This window comes from Streptomyces sp. NPDC028991 (assembly GCF_055564775.1).
Map to the genome: position 1 here is coordinate 35,848 of NZ_JBVHVP010000001.1, position 20,888 is coordinate 56,735.

Genomic DNA, 20,888 nt, shown 5'->3' on the forward strand with positions numbered 1-20,888 from the left:
GGGGGAGGGGGGGCGCCCGTCGTTCACCTGAGTGACCTTGCGCGTTCACTTACGTCGGGACGGGACCGTATCGTCGTGACGTGAGCGTAGGGCTTGGCCGCGTCGGAACGCAACCGTTTCGTCGTAACGCCCCTATGCTTGGCTCGCATGACGACCAACGCCGACGAGCCGCAGCCGCGCCCGCGCCGCCGGGCCCCCGCCGGGGCGGCCGTGCTCCGCGAGGACGTGACGGAGGCCATCCGGGCGGCGGTCTTCGAGGAGCTCGCGGCGGTCGGCTACGCGCGGATGTCCATCGAGGGGATCGCGCGCCGCGCGGGGGTCGGCAAGACGGCCGTCTACCGGCGCTGGCGCTCCAAGCTGCACCTGGTGCTCGACGTCGTCTCCGCGCTCGCCGTGCAGGGCCTGCCCGCGCCCGACACCGGGTCCCTGGAGGGTGACCTGCGGCTGCTGTACGAGGTGACGTCCCGCGCCCTGCGCCACCCGGTGGCCTCGCAGATCATCCCCGACCTCCAGGCGGAGGCGGCCCGCAACCCCGACATCGCCGAGGCCATGCAGAAGACCCTGCGGGAGGGCCAGGACGGCGTCGCCAGCAAGATCCTCGCGGCGGCGGCGGAACGCGGCGAACTCGCCGCCGGCCTCGACACCGACCTGGCCCTCGACCTGATCTCGGGCCCGCTGTACTGGCGCTCGGTGGTCATCCGCGGCCCCAGGCCCCCGAAGGGCTACCTGGGGGCGCTGGCGCGGGCCACGGCGGAGGGGCTCAAGGCGCTCTGACGCGGGCCGGGGCCCGTCGGCGGGCCGTGCCCGGACGTGCTCCGCCGCTTGCGCCGGACGGGCCCTAGTCCCGCGCCGCCCCCGGACGCAGCCGTACCCAGCCGGCCCACGCCGACGTGATCATGTCCTCGACGTCGTACTTGGCCTTCCAGTCCAGTTCCACGGCGGCGCGGTCGGCCGAGGCGACCACGCGGGCCGGGTCGCCGGGGCGGCGGGGAGTGACCGTCGGGGGGTGGTCGTAGCCGGTGAGGGCGTTGATGCGGTCGATCATCTCGCGGACGGAGACGCCCTCGCCCCGGCCGATGTTGAGGGTGAGGGTGCGCCCGGGGGAGGCGGTCAGGGCGCGGGCCGCGGCGACGTGGGCCTCGGCCAGGTCGACGACGTGGATGTAGTCGCGGACGCAGGTGCCGTCAGGCGTCGCGTAGTCGTCGCCGAAGACGCGCGGGGCGGCGCCCTCCGTCAGCTTCTCGAAGACCATCGGGACGAGGTTGTGGACGCCGGTGTCCGCCAGCTCCGGGCTCGCCGCGCCCGCCACGTTGAAGTAGCGGAGGGAGGCCGTGGACAGGCCCGAGGCGCGGCCGGCCGCCCGGACCAGCCACTCGCCGGCCAGCTTGGTCTCGCCGTACGGCGACATGGGCGCGCACGGCGTCTCCTCCGTCACCAGGTCGACGTCGGGCATGCCGTAGACGGCCGCGGAGGAGGAGAAGACGAAGGACCCGACGCCCGCCGCGGTGACCGCCTCCAGCAGGACGCGCAGGCCCTCGACGTTCTCCCGGTAGTAGTGCAGCGGCAGGTCCACCGACTCGCCGACCTGCTTCTTGGCGGCCAGGTGCACCACACCGGTGACGGCGTGGTCGGTCAGGGCGCGTGCGATCCGTTCGCCGTCCAGGACCGAGCCGATCACCAGGGGGACGCCGTCGGGCACGCGCTCGGCGATGCCGGTGGACAGGTCGTCGTATACGACCGCCTTCTCGCCCGCCTCGGTCATCGCCCGTACGACGTGCGCCCCGATGTATCCGGCGCCGCCGGTGATCAGCCAGGTCATGTGCGGCCGTCCCCTCGTCAGTGGTCCTCGGTGGTCATGATCCGTCATCCCGGCGCCCGGCGGGCACCGCACCCCTCAGGACGGCGCGGAGGCCGGCTCGGTGCCGTACGCGTCGATGGCGGCCGTGAGCCGGTCGAGGCGGGCGCGCAGGTCCTGGACCTCCGCCAGGTCCAGGCCGGTCGCCGCGGCGATCCGGCGCGGCACCTCGACGGCCCGCTCGCGCAGCGCCACGCCCTCCCCGGTCAGCCGTACCTCCACGGACCGCTCGTCGCGCGCGCTGCGTTCCCGCCGGACCAGACCGGCCGCCTCCAGCCGCTTGAGCAGCGGTGAGAGCGTGCCGGAGTCGAGGCGCAGGTGCTCGCCGAGCTTCTTGACCGGCAACTCCCCGTGCTCCCACAGCACCAGCATCACCAGGTACTGCGGGTAGGTGAGGCCGAGGTCCTTGAGGACCACGCGGTAGACGCCGTTGAAGGCGCGCGAGGCGGCGTTCAGGGAGAAGCAGATCTGCTGGTCCAGGCGGAGCCAGTCCGTTGCGGGCGTGGTCATGGTCCCAGGGTAGCCGACTGGCTTTGCGTGCAATTTAGTTGTGCGCAATTGAATTGCGTGCTCTACTGGTCGTCGTCGGAAGTCACCACGACCTCGCCACGACATCACCGCGACACTCCCGCAGATCCTCAGAGAGGGACGGTTTCCCATGGACGCGCTCTACACCGCCGCCGCCACCGCCACCCACGGCCGCGACGGCCGCACCGTCAGCTCCGACGGCACGCTCGACCTCGCGCTCGGCATCCCCGTCGAGATGGGCGGGAACGGACAGGGCACCAACCCCGAGCAGCTGTTCGCCGCCGGGTACGCCGCCTGTTTCGGCAGCGCCCTCGGCCTCGTCGGACGGCAGGCGAAGGTCGACGTCAGCGACGCCGCGGTGACCGCCGAGGTCGGCATCGGCAAGCAGGGCGAGGGCTTCGCGCTCGCCGTCACCCTCCGGGTCGAGCTGCCCGAGGGCGTGGACGAGGAGACCGGCCGCAAGCTGGTCGAGCAGGCCCACCAGGTCTGCCCCTACTCCAACGCCACCCGCGGCAACATCCCGGTCGACCTCGTCATCGAGTAGTCGCCGCCGGGGAGCCTCCCGGTGGCGGCCGCCCGGGAGCCGCTCAGCCGACCCGCGCCAGCACCTCGCCCGTCCGCTCGCTCCACGCCACCACCACCGCCTCCTCGGGCACCGGCTGCCAGCGGGTCAGCAGCAGCCAGCGGACGTGGTAGCGGCGGACGACGGCGGCGCGCTCCGCGCGGGTCGATCCGGGCGCCAGGTAGGCCTCGACGTCGGCCGCCCGCCGCCCGCGCTCCCGCTCGTCCAGCGACGGGTCCGGCCAGGCGGGTGCCGCGAGGTTCGGTCCGTACCCGGCGATGGCGTGCCCGGCGTAGTAGCCGTCGGTGATCACGACCTCGCCGGGGCCGATGTGCCGGGCCGCCCACTCGTACGCCGGCCAGTTCGGCGGCTGCTCGAAGCCGACCGGGTCCAGCGGGCGCGGTACCACCGCACCGGCGTGGACGGTGAGGAATCCCAGCAGGGCCCCCGCGGTCGCGGTCCGGCCCAGTGTTCTGCGCCACCTCCCCCAGGGCCGGGGCGCCGCCAGCTCCACCGCCAGGGCGAACTGCGGCGGCACCAGCGTGAGCCCGAGGATCCGGCCGTAGGTGTAGTGACCGCTGAACCAGCCGTAGGCCACCACCGCGCAGTCCAGCGCGAACATCAGCACCAGCGGGTCCCGCGCCGACCGGCGCCCGCGCAGCCAGAGCGCGGGCAGTCCGAGCAGGGCCAGCCAGAACTCCCCGGGCAGGTCCAGGTACAGGACCCGGTGCATGCCGTCCACGCTGTCGTCCCCGGCCAGCCCGAACACGTCGAAGTACGGCCACACCGCCGCCGACGCCGCCGCGACGCCGCCCGCCAGCGCCCACCGTCCGGTGACCGCCCCGCGCCACCCGCGCTGCCATCCGGCCACCAGCGCCACCGCGCCCAGTGCCGCCGCCACCGCCGTGATCGGGTGGACGAGGAGGATCAGGCCGTAGAGGAAGCCGAGTCCGGCGTATCCGGGCAGGCCGCGCAGGCCGCTCGGGCCGACGTACCGGACCCGGCACCCGTCCCGCGCCCGCGCGCCCGTCAGCGCCCAGGCCCAGAAGGCGAGCCCGATCGCGAACGCCGACGGGTAGCCGAGGTTGCCCGTCATCGACATCAGCCCGAGGTAACCGCTCCACCAGGCCCGCTCGGTGCCCCACAGCAGCGTCATCGCGCCCAGTGCCAGCACCGGCGCCCACGGCCGCGGGGTCAGGACGCGTACGAAACGGCCGATGCCGGTCAGCAGGACCAGCAGGTTCAGCGGCCCGGCGAGCCGCACCACCTCCCAGCCGCCCAGCCCGGTCAGCCGGGCGAACAGGCCCTGGGCCACCGCGTACGGCGAGTAGTACGCGCTCCCCGCACCCGGCAGGTCGGCCATCGGGTGGCGGGGGTGGAGGAGGTCGGCCTTCAGGCGCTCGACGACGGCCGCGTGCTGGCCGGCGTCACAGCACAGCGGCACCGCCCAGTACGCCAGCGTCATCAGGAGGAAGAAGAGGAAGCCGACGGTCTGGTACGGGGTGGGGCGCCAGGTGCGGCCGCCGCGCAGTGCCGTCGCGCCGCGCACGGACCGCCGGACGAGGACGCCGGCGCTCACGGGACAGGCGAAGGATGGGACATCCGGGACATTTGGCGTATGTTCCCGATGATCCGGCCGAGGTCAGCGACACGACCTCACGTCACCTCATCGAGTGACGGTCGGCCGGCCGCGCCGGCGCGTGACGCTCACCTGGTCGCGCGCGCCCGGTCCGTGTGGCCCTGGGCCGGCAGCGCCACCCGCCCCCGCACCACCGGCTCCAGCAGCAGCGGCACCCCCACCACCGGCAGCAGCCACGCCAGGACGATCAGCCGCCCGCCCCAGATGTCGATGTCCGGATGTCCGGCCTGGGTGAGGATCCCGGTGAACGCCGCCGCGACCACGAAGACGCCGACCGCGCCGCCGCGCCGCAGCGCGCCCCACGCCCCGGCCGCCAGAGCCGCGACGAACAGTGGCTCCCACGCCTGCCGGCGCAGCCACTCCGTCCAGAAGTTGCCCTGCAACTGCCAGAACTCCGGCCACGGATCCGCTCGGTCGGGCCGGGCGAAGTGTCCGGTGAGCAGGTCCTGGAGGCTGTCGGACACGGACGGGTAGTCCAGCAGCCGTGCCAGCGCCACGGTGAGGACGGCGCCGGCCAGCCCCACCGCCGCGAGCGCGAGCACGTCCCGGCCGGGCGGCCGGCCCCGCCGGTGCCGCCGCAGGGCGATCAGCGCGCCCGCCGCCGCCAGGCACACCCCGAGGAACAGCGCCTGGGAGTGCTTGACCGTGAACAGGGCGAGCAGCGACCCGGCGACCAGGGCGAGCCCTGCCCGCTCCCGCCCCGCCCGCAGCACCAGCGCACAGCCCCACACCGCCGCCAGGGTCAGCGCCATCAGCAGCCCCTCGGTCATCGGACGCATGGCGGTCGTCCCGCACGGCAGCACGTAGTACAGCGCCTGCCCGGCCAGTGCGAGCGGCACCGGCACGGACAGCGTGCGCAGGATCAGGAAGGCGAGGACGCCGCCCGCGCACGCGATGACGACACTCGCCGCCCACAGCCCCCACGTCGTCCCGAAGGCCGTGACGAACGGCACCAGGAACACCGGATAGCCGGGCCGCGCCTCGAAGATCCGCATGAAGCGTTCCTCCATGTACGGCACGGTGTGCCCGCCGGTCTGCCCGGCCGCCAGCCGCGGCTCCACGTGCCCCCACTCCCGCTCCCGGCACTCGGCCGTGACCCGGTCGGTGGGGTCGGGGCGGTGGAAGCGGACCACGTGCACGCTCTGGTTCCGCCGGGCCGTCGAGGCCTGGCTCGCGCACACGTAGTCGATGGTGGCCGCCGCCACCCCGCGCTTGCTCCCGCCGGCGAGGCTCAGGGCGTACGACAGGTAGTTCTTGGTGTCGGGGGTGTCCCGGCCGGTGACGTTCGCGAGCTGGAGCAGGGCGAACACCGCGGCCAGGAGCAGCACCCAGGTGCGCGCCCTCACGGCGAGGTCAGCAGATCGTGGCCGGACGGGACGGCCCGGGCACCCGGGACGACCGGCGGCTCCGGCTCGGGCATCGGCTCGCCCAGCAGCAGCGTCCGCACGACACGCTCGGCGGCCAGACCGTCGTCGTACTCGCAGTACCGGGCCCGGAACGCGGACCGCAGCCGCGCCGCCTCCTCGTCCCGCCACGCCCCCGACGCCAGCAGCCACGCCAGCTCCCGGTAGGAGCGCGACACATGGCCCGGCGCCTCGGCGGTGATGTCGAAGTAGGCGCCGCGGCTGGCCGTGTAGGCGCCCCAGTCGTCGGCGTGGATCACGATCGGCCGGTCCAGGACGGCGTAGTCGAACATCAGGGCGGAGTAGTCGGTGATCAGGAGGTCGGAGGCGAGCATCAGGTCCTCCACGTGCGGCTCGTCCGTCGCGTCGATCAGGACGCCCCGCCGGTGCAGCTCGGCGAGGCCCATGCCGCGCGCCGGTCCGGTGGCCAGGGACGGGTGCAGGCGGACCACCAGGGTGTGGCCGTCGCCGAGGTCGGCGGCGAGCCGGGCCGGGTCGATCCGCTCCACGTGCCCGCCCCGCCGGTACTCGCGGCGGGTCGGCGCGTACAGCACGACGGTGTGCCCGTCGGGGACACCGAGCCGCTCGCGGACCCGCCGGCCGTCCTCCGGACCGGCGCCCGCCAGCACGTCGTTGCGCGGACTGCCGGTGCGCACGGACGTGAAGTGGCACGGGTACGCCCGCTCCCACACCCGCTCCGCGTACCGGCCCGCGACCAGGCTGTAGTCCCAGCGGTCGGCCCGGCGCAGCATCTGCGGCACGTCGACGCCGTGCCGGGCGCCGGGCCGGCCCAGCAGGTCGGCGCCCATGTACTTGAGCGGGGTGCCCTGGTGGGTGTGGATGTGGACGCTGCCGGGGCGCTTGGCCACCGCACCGGGCCAGTTGACGTTGTTGACGAGGAACGCGGCCCGCTCGGTCACCCGGCGGTAGGCCGCGCTGCCGAGGAGCACGTACTCCGTGCCCGGCGGCAGCGCGGCCGGGTCCGCCGCGCACTCCTCGTCGCGCACCACCCACACCCCGCGCAGGTGCGGGGCGATCTCGCGGGCCTTGCGGTAGACCGCCGCCGGGTCGCCCAGCACGCCGCGGTGGGAGAACGCCGAGTACACGACGAGGTCCGTGTCCAGCGGGCGGCGCTTGTTCACCGCCGTCCTGACCCGCCCCACACGTCCGGCGACCACGTCGCGCGTCTGCCGTGCCCGCCGCTCCAGCTCCCGGCCGGCCCGTCCGGACTGCCGCCGCAGCCGGTAGGCGGCGTAGCCGCCCTCCAGCACCCGCAGCCCGGCCGGGACCTCGGTGCCCTGTGGCCGGTACGCGCGGAACATCTCGGCGGTGCGGCGGAAGAACTCGGCCTTGTCGGACGGCGGCAGCCGGTCCGGCTTGGACAGGATGTCCAGGCAGTGCTCGCCCATCTTGGCGTGCAGGAACGGCCGCCAGCGGGCCAGCTCCGGGCGGTCGTCGAGGAAGGCGAAGACCCGCTCGTACTGCGCGTGCACGTCGAAGTGCTTGCGGCTGGTGGTGGACAGGATGTTGCCCTGGCGGCGCTGCCGGTAGTTCAGGCAGATGCGGTCCAGCGTGGCGATCCGCCCGGCGCTGAACATCACCGGGAAGGTCCAGGGCGTGTCCTCGTAGTAGCCCGGCGGGAAGGTGAAGCCCTCGCGCTCGACGAAGTCGCGCCGGTAGACCTTGTTCCAGACCACCATCAGCAGGTCGAGGATCTCGGGGTGCTCGGCGGCCGTGAAGGTCCCGTCGCCGGTGCCCGCCCCGGCCTCCGCCAGCACACCGGCCAGGACGTTGCGCCGGGTGCCGCCCCACCAGTAGGTGCGCGCGTAGTCGAATACCAAGACGTCCGGGCCGTCCGGGTCGGACGTCTCCGCGAGCCGGTCGGCCATCGCGCGCAGGGCGCCCGGGGTGAGGGTGTCGTCGCTGTCGAGGAAGAAGAGGTAGTCGCCGGTGGCGTGCGGCAGCCCGGCGTTGCGGGCCCGGCCGAGGCCCACGTTCTCCTCCAGGTGCAGCACCCGCACCCGCTCGTCGCGGGCGGCGTACTCGTCGAGGATCGCGCCGCAGCCGTCCGGCGAGCAGTCGTTCACTCCGATCACCTCGATGTCCCGGTAGGACTGGTCCAGGACCGAGTCGAGGCACTCGCGCAGGAAGCCCTGCACCTTGAAGCAGGGGATGATGACGCTGAAGCGGGGCACGGCGGGGTCAGCTCCTTACGAGGGTGGCGGCGGCGGGGGCCGGGACGCGCTCGGCGAGCGGGATCACGGGCGGCAGCGCCTCGGGCGGCTCGCCGAGCAGCACCCGGCGCACGACGCGCTCGGCGGCCCGGCCGTCGTCGAACTCGCAGAACCGCTCCCGGAAGGCCGCCCGCAGCGCCGCCGACTCCGGACCCGCGTACGAGCCGTCGCGGAAGACCCGGGCCAGCTCCTCCGGGGTCCGCGCCACCGGGCCCGGCGGGGCGGCCATCAGGTCGAAGTAGACGCCGCGGGTCTCCCGGTAGACGTCCCAGTCGTCGGCGTACACCACGATCGGCCGGTCCAGGTTGGCGTAGTCGAACATGATCGACGAGTAGTCGGTGACCAGCGCGTCGGCGGCCAGGCACACGTCCTCGGAGGAGCGGTGCGAGGTCACGTCGATGACCCGGCCGCTGCCCCGCCTGCCGCCCCGGTCGTAGAAGTAGTGGGCGCGCAGCAGCACGACCACGTCCTCGCCGGCGGCCTCGCAGAACGCCTCGAGATCCAGGCCGCCCGCGTCGAAGCCGGTCTCGTGATCCCGGTGCGTGGGCGCGTACAGGACGGCCGTCTTCCCCTCCGGGACGCCCAGTTCGCGCCGGACGCGCGCGACGTCGTCGGCGGTCGCCGTGCAGTAGACGTCGTTGCGCGGATAGCCGTACTCCAGGTGCTCGTAGGAGCCGGGGAAGGCGCGCTCCCACATCTGGGTGGAGTGCCGGTTGGACGAGATGTTGTGGTCCCAGCGGTCCACGCGGCCCAGCAGCTTGGTGAAGCTGCCGCTCGCCGCGGCCACCACCGGGTACGTCGACTGGTCGACGCCCATGGTCTTCAGGGGGGTGCCGTGCTGGGTCTGGAGGTGCACGCTGCCGGGGCGCTTGACCACGCCCTCGGCGAAGTTGGCGTTGTTGACCAGGTACTTGGCACGGGCCAGCACGTCCCAGTAGCGCCGGCTGCCGATGACGGCGTGGTCCACGTCCTCCGGGACCGTGTGTTCCTGGCCGGGCTCGACCAGGAACACCGAGCGCAGGTGCGGGGCGAGTTCGCGGGCCTTGGCGTGGATCGCGGCCGGGTTGCAGGCGTAGCCGCGGCCCCAGTACGCGCAGTACACGACCAGGCCCGGGTCCAGCGGGCGGCGCAGCGCCCGCCGGTAGCGCAGACGGGTGACCAGTCCCTGCGGGCGGGGCAGGCGCCCAAGGACGCCGGTCGCGAGCCGGTTGGCGGCGCGCAGGGCGCGGAAGCCCGCGTACGACCCGGACGCCAGCAGCCGGTGCTGCACGCCGAGCCGGCCGCCCGGGGGCCGGAAACCGGCGGGACGGTGGCGCCGGTAGAGGCGGCTCGCCCGGCGGAAGAAGGTGCGGCGCTCCCGGCGCGTCAGACGCCGCGGATGCGTGGCCGTCTTCAGGATCGCGGCGAAGAGCTGCTCGAAGAGCGGCCCGCACCGCTCGGCCGGCAGCCCCCGCTCGGCCGCGTGCGTGAGCGCCAGCTCCGCCTGGTCCAGCAGTTCCGCATGGTGCTCGCCGGGCAGGTTCAGCCGGTTGCCCTGCCGCCGCACCGCATGCCGGACGACGACCGAGCGCAGTACCGACACGCGCTCGGCGCGCGCCGCGACCAGCGCGCCGAAGCCGACGTCGGTGAAGTGCCCGTCGGGGAAGACCAGTCGCCGCTCGGTGAGGAAGGTACGGCGGTAGACCGCGCTCCAGGCGGGCAGCCGTACGCCGGTGAGGTGCGGGGCGCGGTCGGGGGCGAAGGCGCCGTCCGGGGCCTTCGCCAGCAGTGGAGCGGCCGGGTTGGTCGGCTCGCCCTCCCACCAGGGCACCCGCTCGTGCTCGAAGTACAGCACGTCGACGCCGCCGGTGTCCGCCAGCCGCCCGTCCAGCGCCGCCAGCGCGCCCGGCGCGAGCACGTCGTCGCCGTCGAGGAACAGCAGGTACGCGCCGGTCGCCGCCCGCATGCCGGCGTTGCGCGCACCCGCCAGCCCGGCCGACGGCGGTGAGTGCACGGGCGCCACCCGGGAGTCCCGCTCGGCGCGCTCCTCGACGACGTCCGCCGCGACGCGGTCCGGGGCGTCGTGGACCGGGATCAGCTCGAAGTCGCCGAAGGACTGGGTGAGGACCGAGTCCAGCGACTGGGACAGCCGCCCCGCGACCCCATGGGACGGGACGATGATGCTGAAGCGGGGCATGCTGCTCTTTCTCTCGTTCTCCTGGTCCGGCGGGAGCCACCTCCCGCCGCTCGTGCCGCCCGGTGGCCCGGCCGTCCCGTCGGCCGTCCCGTCGGCCGCCAGGTGGGCGGCCGGGTCGGAGTGGGCCGCGACGAGCTGCGGGGCATGCGAACTCCCGGTGGGCAAACGGCGATCAGAGGCTGTCGGTGACGGTGCGGGGGCCGGCGGGTTGCGGCACCGTGGCCAGCGGGGGGCGGGCGAGGGCCGAGGCGGCCGAGGGCGCGGGGTGCCGTTCGGCGAGCGGCACGACCGGCGGGAGGTCCCTCTCGCCCAGCACCACGCGGCGTACCACGCGTTCGGCGGCACGGCCGTCGTCGTGCGGGCAGAAACGCTCGCGGAAAGCGGCCCTGAGCTGGGCGGACCGGGAGCCGCGCCAGTGGCCGCCGGCGAAGATGTCGATCAGCTCGTCCTCGTCCCGGGCGATCGCGCCCGGCGGCAGGGCAGGCAGGTCGAAGTAGGTGCCGCGGGCCGCCTCGTACGCCTCCGGCTCGTCGGCGTGGATCACGATCGGCCGGTCCAGGCCCGCGTAGTCGAACATCAGTGCCGAGTAGTCGGTGACGAGGGCGTCCGAGGCCAGGCACAGCGTCTCCACGCTCGGGTGGTCGCTGACGTCGAGGATCCGGCCCCCGGACTCGGCGAGCGGGCCGCCGTGCCGGGGGTGGGCGCGGGCCAGCACCATGAAGCGGGGGCCGAGGCGGGTGAGGACGCGCTCCAGGTCGAGGGCGGCGCGCTGGGTGCGGCGGTAGTCGCGGTGGGTGGGCGCGTACAGGATCGCGACCGTGCCCTCGGGGATGCCGAGCGTCTCGCGCAGCCGGGTCACGTCCGCGGGTGTCGCCCGCTGGAGGACGTCGGTGCGGGGCTGGCCGTACTCCAGGGTGGTGTAGCCGCCGGGGTGGACGCGTTCCCAGGTCAGGGTGGAGTGGCGGTTGGCGGAGACGACGTAGTCCCAGGAGTCGACGTCGCGCAGCAGCCGGGCGAAGTCGGTGCCGCCGGCGGCGGCCGGGCGCTCCTGGAGGTCCAGGCCCATGTGCTTGAGGGGGGTCCCGGCCTGCGTCTGGATCAGGATCTGCCCTTTCCGCTTGACCAGGCCGGCGTCGAAGGCGGTGTTGTGCACCAGGTAGCGGGAGCGGGCCAGCGCCGTCCAGTAGGCGGCCGTGCCGGGCGTCAGGCGGCGCGTGCCGGTCGGGATGGTGTGGTGGTGCGCGGGGTCGGCGGCCCACGCCGTGCGCACGTGTGGCGCGAGGTCGCGGAACGCCTCCTCCAGCGCGCCCGGGTTGCAGCCGTGCCCCCGGTCCCCGTCGGCGGCGAAGACGGCGCGGTCGGCACGCAGGGGGAGGCGGCGCTGGACGCGGTAGTGCAGGCGCAGGGCGACGGTGCGCGCGGTGCGCAGCAGCTTGGTGGCGCCCTTCACCGTCCGGCGGCGCAGGGCCGACGCCAGCCGCAGGGCCTCGTAGGTGCGGCGCAGGCCGAGCCGGAGCAGGGCGTGGCGCAGGCGCACCGGCAGCGGGGCGGGGGCGCCGGGGACCCGGTAGCGGCGGCAGTGGACGCGGGCACGGCGCAGGAACTCGGCGCGCAGGGCGCGCGGGAGGCGGTCGGGGCGGGTGAACACCGTCGTCAGGTGGTCGGCCATGCGGCGGTAGAGCACCGGCCGCCAGCGGGCCGGCTCCGGGTGCGACTCCAGGAACGCGAAGACGCGGTCGTACTGGGCGAAGACGTCGAGGTGGCGCTCGCTCGGGGTGCCCAGGATGCTGCCCCGCCGGCGCTGCCGGTAGTGGACGCAGACCCGGTCCAGGGTGGCGATGGACTGGGCCGACATCAGGACCGGGTACGTCCACGGCGTGTCCTCGTAGTACCCGGGCGGGAAGGTGAAGCCCTGGTGCTCGGCGAACTCCCGCCGCACCGTCTTGTTCCACGCCACCATCAGCAGCTTCAGCAGCCCCGGCCGGTCGGTGAGCCGGAACGGCGCCGGGCCCCGCTCGGTGAGGTGCCGGGCGGCCTGGTTGCGGACCGCCTCCCCCGACCAGTGCGTGCGCGCGTAGTCGTAGACCAGGACGTCCGGCTCCCCGGTCTCCTTCACCCGGTCGGCGATGGCCCGCAGCGCGTCCGGGGCGAGGGTGTCGTCGCCGTCCAGGAAGACCAGGTAGTCGCCGCTCGCCCGCTCCATCCCGGCGTTGCGGGCGGGGCCGAGGCCCTGGTTCCCGGGCAGGTGCACGGCGCGCACGCGCGGGTCGCGGGCCGCGAACTCGTCGGCGATCGCGCCGCAGGCGTCCGGCGAGCCGTCGTCGACCACGATCAGTTCGAGGTCCGGATACGACTGGGACAGCACCGACTCCAGACACGCGTGCAGATACGCCTGAACCTGGTACGCGGGGACGATGACACTGAACCTGGGCACGGGGACATCCATCGGTCGGCGGGGTCGGCGCGGGCGTTCGGCCCGGGAACGGCCAATGGAGTGACTTGGTTACGGTTCCTGCGGCATTCGGGGGACCCCGTGCGCGCACGTGCCCTCGTACGAAGGAGGGGGCGGGCCGGTGTCCGGCCCGCCCCCCTCAAGGGTGATGTGGCGACGCCTACTTGACGGCGCCCGCCATGACGCCGGACACGAACTGCCGCTGGAACGCGAAGAACACGGCCAGCGGGATCACCATGGAGATGAACGCTCCCGGCGCCAGTACGTCGATGTTGTTGCCGAACTGCCGTACCTGCGTCTGCAGGGCGACCGTGATCGGCTGGTTCCCGGAGTCCGAGAAGATCAGCGCGACCAGCATGTCGTTCCACACCCACAGGAACTGGAAGATGCCGAGGCTCGCGATCGCGGGCCCGCCGAGCGGCATCACGACCCGGAGGAACAGCCGCAGTTCCCCCGCGCCGTCGAGCCGGGCCGCCTCCAGCAGTTCCCTGGGGATCTCCGCGAAGAAGTTCCGCAACAGGAAGACGGCGAAGGGCAGGCCGAAGCCGACGTGGAACAGGATCACGCCGACGACCGACCCGAACAGGCCGACCTTGCCGAAGAGTTCGGCGATCGGGATCAGCGCCACCTGCACGGGGACCACCAGCAGCCCGACCACGGCCAGGAACCACCAGTCGCGGCCCGGGAAGTCCATCCACGCGAAGGCGTAGCCCGCCAGCGACCCGATGACCACGACCAGGACCGTCGCCGGGACCGTGATCATCACGGTGTTGAGGAGGGAGGAGGTGATGTCGCCGTTCTTCAGCAGCTCCTCGTAGCTCTGGAAGGTGAGCTGGGACGGCTTGGTGAAGACCTCCCACCAGCCGCTCGCCGCCATGTCCCGGGAGGTGCGCAGTGAGGAGAGCAGCAGGCCGATCGTCGGAACCAGCCAGAACAGGCCCACGACGATCAGGAACACCTGGACCAGCCCGCCGCTGACGCCCTCGGCGAGGCGCGCCCCCAGCGACCGCCTGGCCTTGACCGCCGCCCCGGGTGGCGTCGGCGCCGTCTTCGTGAGGGAGCCCGCGTCCGTGGTCATCGCCGCACCTCCCGCCTGAGCCGCCGTACGTTGAACCACATCACCGGAATCACCAGGAGCAGCAGGAACACCGCGATGGCGCTGGCGATGCCCGGCTGGTCCGAGGCGAAGCCCTTGCGGTACAGCTCCAGGGCGAGCACGTTCGCGTCGTCCTGGGAGGAGCCGGGGGCGATGATGAAGACCAGGTCGAAGACTTTCAGGACGTTGATCATCAGGGTGACGGCGACGACCGCGAGGACCGGTGCCAGGAGCGGGACGGTGACCCGTCTGAAGACCTGCCACTCGTTGGCGCCGTCGACCCGGGCCGCTTCGAGCAGCTCACGCGGGACACCGGCCAGCCCCGCCGCGATCAGCACCATCGCGAACCCCGCCCACATCCACACGTACGACCCGATGATGGCCGGGGTGACGAGCGAGGGGCCGAGCCAGTTCAGGCCGTTGTAGGGCTCCTTGAAGTTGTCGGCGGGGAGTCTGAGCTGCGCCCCGTCGGCCGCCGCGGGCAGCGTGAAGGTGCCGTCGCCGGCCGCCGTGGCCGACGCGACGACCTCGCCGTCCTTGACCGCCTCGATCTTCATCCCGGCATAGCCCAGCTCGGCGGCGTCGACGCCGTTGAGTGTTCCGACGCCCTTGCCCCGGGTGAAGTCCTGCCAGGTGGTGCCGGTGATCTTCCCGTCCTCGGGCCGGGCGGGTACGGCCTTCTCCGCTCCCTCGGGCATCAGGTCGGGGGCGACGCCGACGAGGGGGAGGACGACGGTCTGGCCCGCGCTCACCGGCTGCTTCGTGATGAACGCACCGCCGCCGGCCGGCTCCAGCGGCGACTCACGGCCCGGGTGCGCCTTCGGGAACGCGGACGACTCGGCGAACGTGTCGTGCACTCCGACCCACACCGCGTTCGCGACGCCCTTGTCCGGGTCCTGGTCGTACACCAGGCGGAAGATGATGCCGGCCGCCAGCATCGAGATCGCCATCGGCATGAAGACGACCAGCTTGAACGCCGTGCCCCAGCGCACCCGTTCGGTCAGCACCGCGAAGATCAGACCGAGCGCGGTGGCGACCGTCGGCGCGAACACCACCCAGATGATGTTGTTCTTGAGGGCCGTGCGGATGCCGTCGTCGGTGAACAGCGCCTGGTAGTTGTCGAACCCGGCGAAGGAGTCGCCGGACTGGTCGTAGAAGCTGCGGATCAGCGAGTACCCGATCGGGTAGACCACGAGCGCGCCGAGCAGCACCAGGGCGGGCAGCAGGAACAGGGCCGCCACGGTCCTGCGGGTACCGGTCACGCTCTTGCGCGACTTGGGGGCGGCAGGGCCCCGTGAGGCTCCTGCCGCCGTGGCCGACGTCATCGCGTCAGCCTCCGTAGGCGGCGGCCGCGTCCGCCTCCAGCCGCTGCTGCGTGCCCGCGATGTCCTTCGGGTTCTTCAGGAAGTCCTGGAGCGCCTTCCACTCGCCCTTGCCGGGCGTGCCGCCGAAGGCCTGCGGGGCCTGGTCCGACATGTCGAAGCGGAAGTCGTCGCCGGCCGCGACGAGCGCCTCGGCGATCTTCCTCTGCACCTCGTTCGGGTACGCCGACATGTCGACGTTCTTGTTCGGCGAGAGGTAGCCGCCGAGCTTCGCGTGGACCGCCGCCGCGTCCGGCGAGGCCAGCCAGGTGGCCAGCGCCTGCGCCGCCTTCGAGTCCTCCAGGATCACGGCCGCGTCGCCGCCGGAGACCACCGGCGCGGTGCCGCCGACGGCCGGGAACGGGAAGACCTTCGCGTCCGTGCCGATCTCGGCGTCCGTCTCGGCGATGTTGACCTGTACGAAGTCGCCCTCGTAGACCATGCCCGCCTTCGGCTGGTCGCCGCCGGTGAAGGTCTGCGTCACCGAGGCCGGGAACTCGGTCTGCAGGGCGCCGGACGCGCCGCCCGCGACATAGTCCTTCTCGCCCCAGATTTCGGCGAGGGTGGTCAGCGCCTCCTTGACGGACGGGTCCGTCCACTTGATCTCGTGCTTGGCCAGCTGGTCGTACTTCTCCGGGCCCGCCTGCGAGAGGTAGACGTTCTCGAACCAGTCGGTCAGGGTCCAGCCGTCCGCGCCGCCGACGGAGAACGGCGTGACGCCCGAGTCGTAGACCGTCTGGGCCGTGGTGAGCAACTCGTCCCAGGTCTTGGGCTCGGAGGCGCCCGCGTTCTCGAACACCTGGGCGTTGTACCAGATCAGGGACTTGTTGGCGGCCTTGTAGTAGACGCCGTACTGCTTGCCGCCCACCTTGCCGATCTCCTGCCAGCCCGGCGAGTAGTTCTCCGTCAGCTCCTTGGTGGCCTCCGCGCCCAGCGGCTTGGCCCAGCCCTTGTCGACGGCCTGCTTGATGGCGCCGGGCTGCGGGAGCATCGCCACGTCCGGCGGGGCGCCGCCCGCGATCTTCGAGCCGAGGAAGTTGATGATCGGGTCCTGGGCGGGCACGAAGGTCACCTTGGCGCCGGTGCGCTTCTCGAACTCGGCGAGGACCTTCTTGAAGTTCTGCTGCTCGGCGCCGGTCCAGACGGCGGCGACCTCCAGGCTCTCGCCGTCCAGCTCGGGGAGGGTGACGGTGGCGGCCGTCTCCTTGTCGCCGCTTCCCTGGCTGTCCTTGTCACCGCTGCCGTTGTCGTCGTCGCCGCCGCACGCGGTGAGCGAGAGCGCCAGCGCTCCCGCGGCGAGGGTGGCGGCGGCCCGGGTGGTCCGCTTCGCGGCCTTGCTCCCGGCCCTGCTCGTGGCCTTCTTGACGGTCCTGCGTGTCCGCATGGTGCTGCTCGTGCGCATCACTGCCCCGTTCTTCGTTCCTCGTCGAACGTTCGGCGCTGTCCCGTGCGCTCTGGTGTACGCCAGGGGGGTGAGGGCGGCAAGAGCGCGTCCGCTGTCAAGCCGGGGATCGTGACCGCGTCGTGACCAGGCGGGCTATGCCGGGCGGGGCGCGCCGAAGGGGCGGTGTTCCGCCCGGCGTCACAGCAGCGACGGCACCTCCGCCGCCGACACCTGCCGGGCGGTCCGCTCCAACGCGCTGGCCAGCAACGCCAGGTCCGTCGGGCCGTTGCCCAGCTCGCGTACGGGGCGCCGGGTGGGCGGGTCGCCCATGCGGTGCCATTCCAGGGGGACCACGGTGGGCCGCAGGGTCGCCGTCCGCGGGATGCGCCCCGTGACCCGGCCGCCCTGGAACACCAGGGACCGCCCCTCCGCGGACGCCAACCGCCCGCGCCCCGGCGCCGGTTCGTCCGGCCCCGGCCCCGGTGCGTCCAGGGTGACCCGCAGCGTGGCCCGGCGGGCCGGCTCCGTCTGTTCGGTACGGCCGCCGGGCCCGGCGGCGGACACCAGGTGCACTCCGAGCCGCTCGCCCTCCCGCGCGACGGCCTCCAGCGCCCGCATCACCGACCCCGCCGCGGGCCGCCCGGGGGAGCCGAGCGGGGGAGTGACGAGCGCGTCGAGGTCGTCCACGACCACGACCAGCCGGGGCAGTGGTGGCACGGCCCCGGCCCGGCGCCGGGCGGCACCGGGACGCAGCCGCAGGGTGGAGCTGGGCGGGGACTCGACGTCCCCGGCATCCGATATCGCCCCGGGGCCGGCCGCGCCCGCCGCCGTGCGCTGGGTGACCATCCGGCCCGACACCTCGCGCCCGGTGTGCCACTCGGCGAAGTCCGACCGCCCGAGCAGCTCGGCGCGCCGCTTCAGCTCCGCGCTCAGGGACTGGGCGAACTCCCGCATGCGGACGGGATCGTTGGCGGTGAGGTGGGTGGTGACGTGCGGTACGTCCGTACAGACGCGCAGCCCTTCCCCGTGCCCGCCGCCCGAACCCACGCTGTCCCGGCCGTCGATGAGGACGATGCCGAGGCGGTCGGGGCGTTCGGCGGAGGCGAGCGAGGCGACCAGTGCCCGCAGCAGCTCGGTGCGGCCGCTGCCGGGCGGGCCCTCGATCAGCAGGTGCGGGCCCTCGGCCGCGAGGTCGACCGTGACCGGGCCGCGCGGCCCGGCCCCCAGGACGGCCTGCGCGCGTCCGCCGAGGGACTCGGTGTCGTCGGCCGCGGCAGCCCACCGCGCCATCAGGGAGGCCGGGGTGGCCCGGGCGAGGCCCAGCTCGTCGAGGAGTCGGGCCGCCTGGGGCAGCGGTGCGGACACGCGCGTGTGGCGTTCGCCGGACGCGCCGTCGGTGCGCAGCGGTGCCAGGGCGCGCGCGAACCGCTCGGCCCACGCGAGGGAGACGGCGTCGACCGTGCCGAGGGTGCCGTGCCCGACGGGACCGACGGGACCGGCGGGGGCGCCCGGAGTGCCCGCAGTGCCCGGAGCGGCCGACGTGCCTGATGTGCCCGATGTGCCTGATGTCCCCTGGGAAGCGCCCGTGCGCGCGATGCGCAGCAGCCGCAGGGCCGTCGCCACGTCGCCGCTGAGCAGCGCCACGGCACCGCACTGGCGGAACACCGGCGACACCGCGCAGGCCGCCTCGTAGGTCTCCGTCACCGGAGAGGTCGGAGAGGCGGCGGCCGTCTCGGCGAGGCACACGACGTGGATGCCGGCCCGCGGGCCGTCCAGGGCCAGCCGCGCCACCGCCTCGCGCACGTCGGCACCGCCGGGGTCCCCGTCCACGACGACCACCGTGTACGGCCCGGCGAAGCCGCCGGCCGGGCCGGTGCCGTCGTCGGTGCCGTCGTCGGGCCGCGCCCAGGAGGGCTGCCGGGCGGAAACCGCGGCCGCGGGCTGCCGTGGGTCCTGCGAGGGGGCCGCGGGCGGGGCCGGGACCGTGCCGGCGGAAGCGGGCGGCCGTGCTCCGGTCCGGGTGTCCGTCAGGTGGTCCTCCAGACGGCGGAGGAGTTCGTGGGCGCGGGCCGTGGCCTGTTCGCGGTCGTAGGCGAGCAGCAGGCGGCAGTCCTGGCCGTGCCCCGGGCGCAGCTGCGGCAGCCAGCCCAGCCAGGACCACTCGGCGGCCCGGTCCGCGAGCGGACGGGAGCGGTCCGCGCTGATCAGGACGATCTCCAGGACGTCGGCGGAGTGCAGCGCGGCGAGCTGGGCCAGCACCGCGCGGGCCAGCCCGGCGAGCCGCGCGCGCGGGCCGGCCAGTCCGAGCGCCCCGACCTCGCGCAGCCCGGCGGTCACCGGAACCGCGGGCAGCGGCGCGTCGCCGCCGGGCGCGACCCGGGCGGCCGTGCCGAGCCGCACGGTGAGCGCCTCCGGGTGCCCCGGACCGCGCTCCCACAGGCGCGGCCCCGGTCCGAGCGCCGCCAGCAGCAGCGAGGCGGGGTCCGGCCAGGTCTCCGGCGCGCGGGAGGTGCCGGCGGGAGCCGTGGGAGCCGGTCCGGCCGGTACCTCGTCGTACGCGTACGTGCCGGTCTCGGCGGCGTCCCGGGTGCCGCCGCGTCCGCCGGCCAGCCGCCGCGCCCACGCGCCGAGCCCGCCGCGCCTGCGTACGCCTTGGGGTACGTCGGTGCCCCGCAGGGGTGTTCCCTTGCGACGGGTGCCGCCGTCGGGGGCGGGGCCGTCGATACCGGGAGCCCCGCCGAAGGGGGCGGTTCCGGAAGCGCCGGCGCCGGGGGCGTCGGCGCGGGGTGCGGCTGCTCCGTACGCGCCTGTCGCACGGGCGCTCTCTCCAAAGGCTCCCGTCCCGTACGCACCACCGTGCGTGTCGCCTCCGGCGGGGACCGGGCGGGGCGTGCCCGCGACGGGGCCGGTGCCGTGGCTCTCGATGCGCGGTGCGCCGCCCTGACCGGGCACCTGGGGAGAGTCGTCCGGCGCCGCACGGGTGCCGTACTCCGCCGAGCCCAAGGCGTGGTGGGTCCGTCCGGCGGGGCCGTCCCACCCGTCGGGCCCCGTCCCGCTCGCGGAGCCGTCCGGCGTGCCCGCGCCGTGCGGGGGTCCGTCCGCCGCGCGCGGATCCGCACCGCGTGGGTGCGTGCTCGCCCTGCCCGGCGTGTGCGGGGGGCCGTCCGGCGTGCCGGTCGTGCGTGCCGGGCCGTCGGCGGCCCCGGTCGTGCGTGCGGGGCGGTCCGTCGCACCGGCCGGGTACGGGGGACCGTCCGGCAAGCGAGCCGTACGCGCCGGGCCGTCCGCCGTGCCGCCGCCCCCCGCGGGCACGTGTCCCTGCGCCCCGTCGGCCACGCGCGCGTGGGACACCTCGTCCCCGTCGCCGGTGCCGGCGGCCGGCGCGAGCGTCGGTGCGCCGGACAGCCGTACGTGCCCCTCGCCGTCCGGGGTCGTCGCCACCCGGGTCCGCGTATCCCGCGGGACCGGCACGAGTCGCAGGGCCGACTCGCCGATCCGCAGCAGCGCCCCGGGCGTGAAGCGGACCGGGCGGGGGCCCACGCGGGTGCCGTCCAGCGTGGTGCCGTTGGTGGAGCCGAGGTCGGCGACCGAGACGTGGCCGTCGGGGGCGACGGTGACGGCGCAGTGCATCCGGGAGACGTCCGGGTCGTCGAGCGCGACGTCGGCGTCGGCGGAGCGGCCGAGCTGGATCTGGCCGCCGTGCAACAGGTGGACGCCGCCCGCGTCGGGGCCGGCGATCACGTGGAGCTGGACCGGGACCTCGGCCGGCTCGGCGTGCGGATCGGGCTCGCCCGGGGCGCCCAGGCAGAGCACGGCGCCGTCGATCAGGGGAGGCTCGCCCAGGGTGCTGCGCTGGGCGTCGAGCCGCTGCGCGCCGGCGTAGAGCACCACCTGGCCGGAGCCCGGGCCCTCGCCGCCGGGGAGCGCCGCGGCCAGCGCGGAGGCGACCGCGGCCAGGGCCGTGCCGGCCGGTGCGGTGACCAGCACGTCGCAGCTCGCGGCGCGGCCCCCCACCGAAGCACGCGGGCCCAGCGGGTCTACGACGGTCAGCCGGATCTGCATCGCCGTCAGCGGTCCCTTCGCACGGGCGCCCGCGCGCCGGGGAACAGAAGCCGTCTACCACGGTCCCCCACCGCGGACTTCCCCCACCGCCACACGAGCACGTCGGCCAGTACTGCACGCATCCTCGCACCTGCCA

At 74.5% G+C, this 20,888-nt stretch carries 13 protein-coding genes; 2 read left to right on the plus strand and 11 right to left on the minus strand.

The genetic code is table 11. The annotated features are described in order from the left end of the window. The first annotated feature begins 147 nt into the window (after nt 1-147). Nucleotides 148-774 carry a TetR/AcrR family transcriptional regulator gene (locus tag ACZ4V1_RS00130; protein WP_468327484.1) on the plus strand — a complete coding sequence of 209 codons (627 nt, stop codon included), beginning with the start codon at nt 148-150 and terminating at the stop codon, nt 772-774. Between the two features lie 64 nt (nt 775-838). On the opposite strand, the gene galE is transcribed toward ACZ4V1_RS00130, so the two are convergent. Both galE and ACZ4V1_RS00140 read right to left on the minus strand, forming a co-directional pair. Continuing rightward, nucleotides 839-1,819 (minus strand): UDP-glucose 4-epimerase GalE, encoded by a 981-nt coding sequence (galE, locus tag ACZ4V1_RS00135; RefSeq protein WP_468327486.1) that lies wholly within the window; start codon nt 1,817-1,819, stop codon nt 839-841. 75 nt (nt 1,820-1,894) lie between these two features. Continuing rightward, nucleotides 1,895-2,365, minus strand: a complete 471-nt coding sequence (locus ACZ4V1_RS00140; RefSeq protein ID WP_468327488.1) for a MarR family winged helix-turn-helix transcriptional regulator — start codon at nt 2,363-2,365, stop codon at nt 1,895-1,897. A gap of 148 nt (nt 2,366-2,513) precedes the next feature. On the opposite strand from ACZ4V1_RS00140, the gene ACZ4V1_RS00145 reads away from it, so the two are divergent. Continuing rightward, nucleotides 2,514-2,927, plus strand: a complete 414-nt coding sequence (locus ACZ4V1_RS00145) for an organic hydroperoxide resistance protein (RefSeq protein ID WP_107478249.1) — start codon at nt 2,514-2,516, stop codon at nt 2,925-2,927. Nucleotides 2,928-2,970: 43 nt separating this feature from the next. Here ACZ4V1_RS00145 and ACZ4V1_RS00150 read toward each other — a convergent pair whose 3' ends face one another. The 9 genes from ACZ4V1_RS00150 to ACZ4V1_RS00190 form a co-directional block, all read right to left on the minus strand. Beyond that, on the minus strand, nt 2,971-4,524 hold the full coding sequence (locus ACZ4V1_RS00150; protein ID WP_468327490.1) for a hypothetical protein: 1,554 nt from the start codon (nt 4,522-4,524) through the stop codon (nt 2,971-2,973). Nucleotides 4,525-4,652: 128 nt separating this feature from the next. Then, a complete protein-coding gene (locus ACZ4V1_RS00155) occupies nt 4,653-5,930 on the minus strand; it encodes a hypothetical protein (protein ID WP_468327492.1) in 1,278 nt (425 codons plus the stop codon). Then, nucleotides 5,927-8,182 carry a bifunctional glycosyltransferase/CDP-glycerol:glycerophosphate glycerophosphotransferase gene (locus tag ACZ4V1_RS00160; protein ID WP_468327494.1) on the minus strand — a complete coding sequence of 752 codons (2,256 nt, stop codon included), beginning with the start codon at nt 8,180-8,182 and terminating at the stop codon, nt 5,927-5,929. Before ACZ4V1_RS00160 ends, ACZ4V1_RS00155 begins: the two co-directional genes overlap by 4 nt. Nucleotides 8,183-8,189: 7 nt before the next feature. Further along, nucleotides 8,190-10,397, minus strand: coding sequence for a bifunctional glycosyltransferase/CDP-glycerol:glycerophosphate glycerophosphotransferase (locus tag ACZ4V1_RS00165; RefSeq protein WP_468328874.1), 2,208 nt, complete (start codon nt 10,395-10,397; stop codon nt 8,190-8,192). 172 nt (nt 10,398-10,569) lie between these two features. Further along, nucleotides 10,570-12,831, minus strand: coding sequence for a bifunctional glycosyltransferase/CDP-glycerol:glycerophosphate glycerophosphotransferase (locus ACZ4V1_RS00170; RefSeq protein ID WP_468327496.1), 2,262 nt, complete (start codon nt 12,829-12,831; stop codon nt 10,570-10,572). 178 nt (nt 12,832-13,009) lie between these two features. After that, a complete protein-coding gene (locus ACZ4V1_RS00175) occupies nt 13,010-13,927 on the minus strand; it encodes a carbohydrate ABC transporter permease (RefSeq protein ID WP_468327498.1) in 918 nt (305 codons plus the stop codon). Beyond that, nucleotides 13,924-15,270 carry a carbohydrate ABC transporter permease gene (locus ACZ4V1_RS00180; protein WP_468327500.1) on the minus strand — a complete coding sequence of 449 codons (1,347 nt, stop codon included), beginning with the start codon at nt 15,268-15,270 and terminating at the stop codon, nt 13,924-13,926. Before ACZ4V1_RS00180 ends, ACZ4V1_RS00175 begins: the two co-directional genes overlap by 4 nt. Nucleotides 15,271-15,274: 4 nt before the next feature. Then, nucleotides 15,275-16,708, minus strand: coding sequence for an ABC transporter substrate-binding protein (locus tag ACZ4V1_RS00185; RefSeq protein WP_468327502.1), 1,434 nt, complete (start codon nt 16,706-16,708; stop codon nt 15,275-15,277). A 180-nt stretch (nt 16,709-16,888) separates the two neighbouring features. Beyond that, complete coding sequence (locus ACZ4V1_RS00190) at nt 16,889-20,752, minus strand: FHA domain-containing protein (RefSeq protein ID WP_468327504.1); 3,864 nt, start codon at nt 20,750-20,752, stop codon at nt 16,889-16,891. Between the last annotated feature and the right edge of the window lie 136 nt (nt 20,753-20,888).

Bases quoted from the DNA above. Each gene is read 5' to 3' on its own strand.
- galE (WP_468327486.1), bottom strand. From the start codon at position 1,819: ATGACCTGGCTGATCACCGGCGGCGCCGGATACATCGGGGCGCACGTC.
- ACZ4V1_RS00165 (WP_468328874.1), bottom strand. From the start codon at position 10,397: ATGCCCCGCTTCAGCATCATCGTCCCGTCCCATGGGGTCGCGGGGCGG.
- ACZ4V1_RS00130 (WP_468327484.1), top strand. From the start codon at position 148: ATGACGACCAACGCCGACGAGCCGCAGCCGCGCCCGCGCCGCCGGGCC.
- ACZ4V1_RS00175 (WP_468327498.1), bottom strand. From the start codon at position 13,927: ATGACCACGGACGCGGGCTCCCTCACGAAGACGGCGCCGACGCCACCC.
- ACZ4V1_RS00180 (WP_468327500.1), bottom strand. From the start codon at position 15,270: ATGACGTCGGCCACGGCGGCAGGAGCCTCACGGGGCCCTGCCGCCCCC.
- ACZ4V1_RS00185 (WP_468327502.1), bottom strand. From the start codon at position 16,708: ATGCGCACGAGCAGCACCATGCGGACACGCAGGACCGTCAAGAAGGCC.
- ACZ4V1_RS00140 (WP_468327488.1), bottom strand. From the start codon at position 2,365: ATGACCACGCCCGCAACGGACTGGCTCCGCCTGGACCAGCAGATCTGC.
- ACZ4V1_RS00145 (WP_107478249.1), top strand. From the start codon at position 2,514: ATGGACGCGCTCTACACCGCCGCCGCCACCGCCACCCACGGCCGCGAC.
- ACZ4V1_RS00190 (WP_468327504.1), bottom strand. From the start codon at position 20,752: ATGCAGATCCGGCTGACCGTCGTAGACCCGCTGGGCCCGCGTGCTTCG.